The organism is Halobacillus sp. BAB-2008 (genome assembly GCF_000328325.1).
GTDB lineage: Bacteria > Bacillota > Bacilli > Bacillales > Halobacillaceae > Halobacillus.
The window spans coordinates 1-3,280 of the sequence record NZ_ANPF01000118.1 but is presented as its reverse complement, the minus strand read 5'-3'; the positions used below and the strand labels follow the sequence as shown (position 1 = coordinate 3,280).

At 47.7% G+C, this 3,280-nt stretch carries 5 protein-coding genes and 1 pseudogene; 3 read left to right on the top strand and 3 right to left on the bottom strand.

What is annotated here, in order from left to right:
- The 3 genes and pseudogenes from D479_RS19475 to D479_RS19465 form a co-directional block, all read right to left on the bottom strand.
- Positions 1–298 (bottom strand): annotated as a pseudogene (locus D479_RS19475) (hypothetical protein); the annotation flags it as partial.
- 72 nt (positions 299–370) lie between these two features.
- Positions 371–619 carry a hypothetical protein gene (locus D479_RS19470; protein ID WP_039871947.1) on the bottom strand — a complete coding sequence of 83 codons (249 nt, stop codon included), beginning with the start codon at positions 617–619 and terminating at the stop codon, positions 371–373.
- A 25-nt stretch (positions 620–644) separates the two neighbouring features.
- Entirely contained in the window at positions 645–896 is a 252-nt protein-coding gene (locus D479_RS19465; RefSeq protein WP_008640531.1) for a hypothetical protein, read from the bottom strand.
- 406 nt (positions 897–1,302) lie between these two features.
- On the opposite strand from D479_RS19465, the gene D479_RS19460 reads away from it, so the two are divergent.
- The 3 genes from D479_RS19460 (at position 1,303) to D479_RS19450 (ending at position 3,151) form a co-directional block, all read left to right on the top strand.
- Entirely contained in the window at positions 1,303–1,935 is a 633-nt protein-coding gene (locus D479_RS19460; RefSeq protein WP_008640530.1) for a CoA pyrophosphatase, read from the top strand.
- A gap of 100 nt (positions 1,936–2,035) precedes the next feature.
- A complete protein-coding gene (locus D479_RS19455) occupies positions 2,036–2,446 on the top strand; it encodes a DUF5367 family protein (protein ID WP_008640529.1) in 411 nt (136 codons plus the stop codon).
- Positions 2,447–2,476: 30 nt separating this feature from the next.
- Positions 2,477–3,151, top strand: coding sequence for a response regulator transcription factor (locus tag D479_RS19450; protein WP_008640528.1), 675 nt, complete (start codon positions 2,477–2,479; stop codon positions 3,149–3,151).
- Positions 3,152–3,280 lie beyond the last annotated feature (129 nt).

Below are 3,280 nucleotides of genomic sequence, written 5' to 3'. Positions count from 1 at the left end.
GATCCTTCTTCTTGCTGTCTTCGTTGAAAACTTCGTGTACGTCGTCCGACGCCTGTTGATCGTTGAAGTAGACGAGCGTCTGCCCCTCTTCTTCGAACACTTCTTCCAGCACAGGGAGGTATCCGTTATCCTCCGCTTCATAATCACTCAGTATATAAGCGAAGCCGGTGAAGTCCTCCTTGGCAATCTCCTCTTTGAACGCATCATATTCCTTCTCCTCGACAGGCTCTCCGCTCCCACAGGCCGCAAGCATCCCTGCGACTATGGCGAAAAGCATAACCAGCATCCATCGTTTCATCGATTCATCCCCCTGACGTTTGACGCTTCTTCCATTTTCAAGCTTACCCATCTATCAAAAGCAAGGATCTCCTCACTTCATCTTTCGCTTCTCGACATAGGTGTACAATTCATCCTCCGAATGTTTCCGCTTGGCAACGATGCGGCGGTCGCTGTTCACCGCCGTTCTCACCCGGTAGTAAATATCCGCTACCGGCTGGATCTTTCCGTTGTCTTGATTGACGGCAAGGGAGCCCTTCAGTTCATATACCTCATTATCAAACGTTTTGACAGATTTCGCTTTACATGAAAGATCCACATGTGAAAGCCGTTTTCTCCTCACCTGATCACCTCAAAGTCTTACGATATTATAGGAAGATATCGCCTTTATCCGCATACTGGAAGCCTTTAATGTGCTTGAACTGGATTTTCCTCGTATCATTCTCTTCTTCTCTTAAAATCAGAAAATAGTTTTTGAAAATGAACAGTCGTTTGGCCGACACCTTTCTATGTGCGTCATAGACGACGAAATTGATCGGTTTCGACAAACGTCCCGTCTCCTCATCATATTTAATATCCAATTTATTTAAAGCCTGGTAAAATTTCGTGACAATATCCATCAACATAACCCCCATTATACATGAAAAAAATGACAGTGCAATCTATTTTACAAAAAAAGAAATACAAATTTCAGAAGCTTTACACTATATTACAAGAATATCATAAAGACAGGGGAGGTATAAAGGTTGATGTTTATAGATTCTGTGAATAATCCTGTTATTTTTGAACTAGATTACGACAAACTTTTTACTCATTTTTGAAAAGTATTTTGCAGATGAAGGCTCTCTTAGGGGTATAAAGTTATAAGCATAAAGTTACCGTCTCTCTTCATTAAGCTTGTAACCTGCAATCCTTTCATTTCCAAACACATCCACAAAAAGGGATAAAAGGAGTGCCGGTGTTTCTCTTTTTTATTCTATTTCGTTCCCTGTTATAGTATAGATAGAATACTAATGAGGTGACATGATGGAGATACACAACATTTTCCATAAAATCAAAGACCATGAACCGACCGTTCTCGGAAGCGAGCATCTGCGTAAATTCGCTGTCCTGCTGCCGGTGATCGAGAAAAACGGCGAGCCGCACGTCCTGTTCGAAGTCCGGTCGAGTGAAATGAGGCGCCAACCCGGCGAGATCTGTTTCCCCGGCGGTAAAATCGACCCAGGCGATGCTGGTGCGAAAGCGGCGGCGATCCGGGAAACGGAAGAAGAGCTCGGCATCGATGCCGGACGCTTGTCGGATGTCTACCCGCTCGACTATTTGATTTCCCCGTTCGGCATGATCGTCTATGCGTATGCCGGCTACCTCGATACGACAGAAGAGGACCTTGTGCACAATCCGGCAGAAGTCCAGGAAGTGTTCACCGTCCCGCTTTCCTTCTTCCTGAACGAGAAGCCGCGCATCCACTACGTCTCCTTTGAGGCGAAGCCGGAGAAAGACTTCCCGTACGAACTGATCCCGGGCGGCGAGGATTACGACTGGCGGGCACGGCAGATGGAGGAATACTTCTATATCTACGGAGACAAAGTGATCTGGGGGTTGACCGCCAGAATCATCGCCCATTTCGTCGATGTCCTTAAAAAACAAGCAGAGGAATGATGGAGAGAACCCTGAAGCCGAGGGTTCTTTTTTTTGTTCACAGAGAGATCACAAAGAGGCGGTAGGATAGAGGAAACGTATAGAAAGGGATGATGTTTCCATGACAAAACCATTGACGAAACGGCAGGCAGGAGGATTTGTGTTATTCGGGATTTTATTCTGGTTCGTAGGCGCCATGAGCGTCCGTCTGATCGGCGATACCTTTTTCACCTCGGGGAATCCCTGGCTCTTTTTCGCCTTCTTCCTCGGTTTACCCGCAGGCTACTTCTTCATTAAAACGGCAACAGCCTTCATTCCGATTGCACGGGAGAAGATTTTTGAAGCGGTCGCCATCATGACGACATCTGCTGTCCTGTTCGACGGAATCTTCCTCACCTTCTTCCGTCAGCTGTATCACAGCGACTTCGAAGTTTCCCACTACGGAGCTGCCTGGATCCTCTGGTGCGGAGGTGTAGGCCTTGCCTTGGGATATTATTATTCCTACGCGAAAAGAAAAGCCGCTGCGGTATAATGAAACCATCGCAGACAGGGTGGGATGGGAATGGTCCAGTTATTAGTCGTAGAAGATGATCGGAATCTAAGAAAAATGATGGGGGTTTACCTGGAGAAGCAGGGATACAGCATCCATCAGGCGGCAGACGGGGAAGAGGCATTGAAGGTATTGGATACCTTCCATATCGACTTGATGATCAGTGACATCATGATGCCCCGCCTGGATGGATATGCATTGACGAAGAGCCTCCGGGACGCGGACATGGGGATGCCGATCCTGCTTGTTACAGCGAAAGACCGTCTGGAGGATATGGAGCAGGGATTTTTATCGGGAACCGACGATTATATGGTGAAGCCGATCCAATTGAAAGAGCTGTCCCTCCGCGTTTCCGCGTTATTGCGAAGGGCGAAGATCTCCCAGGAGAGGAAGATCACTATCGGCTCCTTCGTCATCCACTATGACAGCCTTACCGCTGAGGATGACGGAAGCACCTATGCTTTTCCGAAAAAGGAATTCTATCTATTATACAAGCTGCTCAGCTACCCGAATCGTATTTTCTCAAGGCAGCAGCTGATGGAGGAAATATGGGGGCTTGATGTCGAAGTGGATGAGCGCACCGTCGATACGCACATTAAAAAACTGCGCAGGAAGCTTGCGGAGGTCGATGCTTTTGACATCACCACCATCCGAGGGATCGGGTACAAAGTGGAGTGCCGGAAATGAGAAGGCTGCTTTCCTCCATCACCGTCAAGTTGACGACCATCGTCGTCCTGATCCTGCTCCTCTCCGCAGGTGCTTCCATTTGGATCGTAGCCGTTGCAGCCGAACAGCTTCCACAGCTTCTTCCGGAGT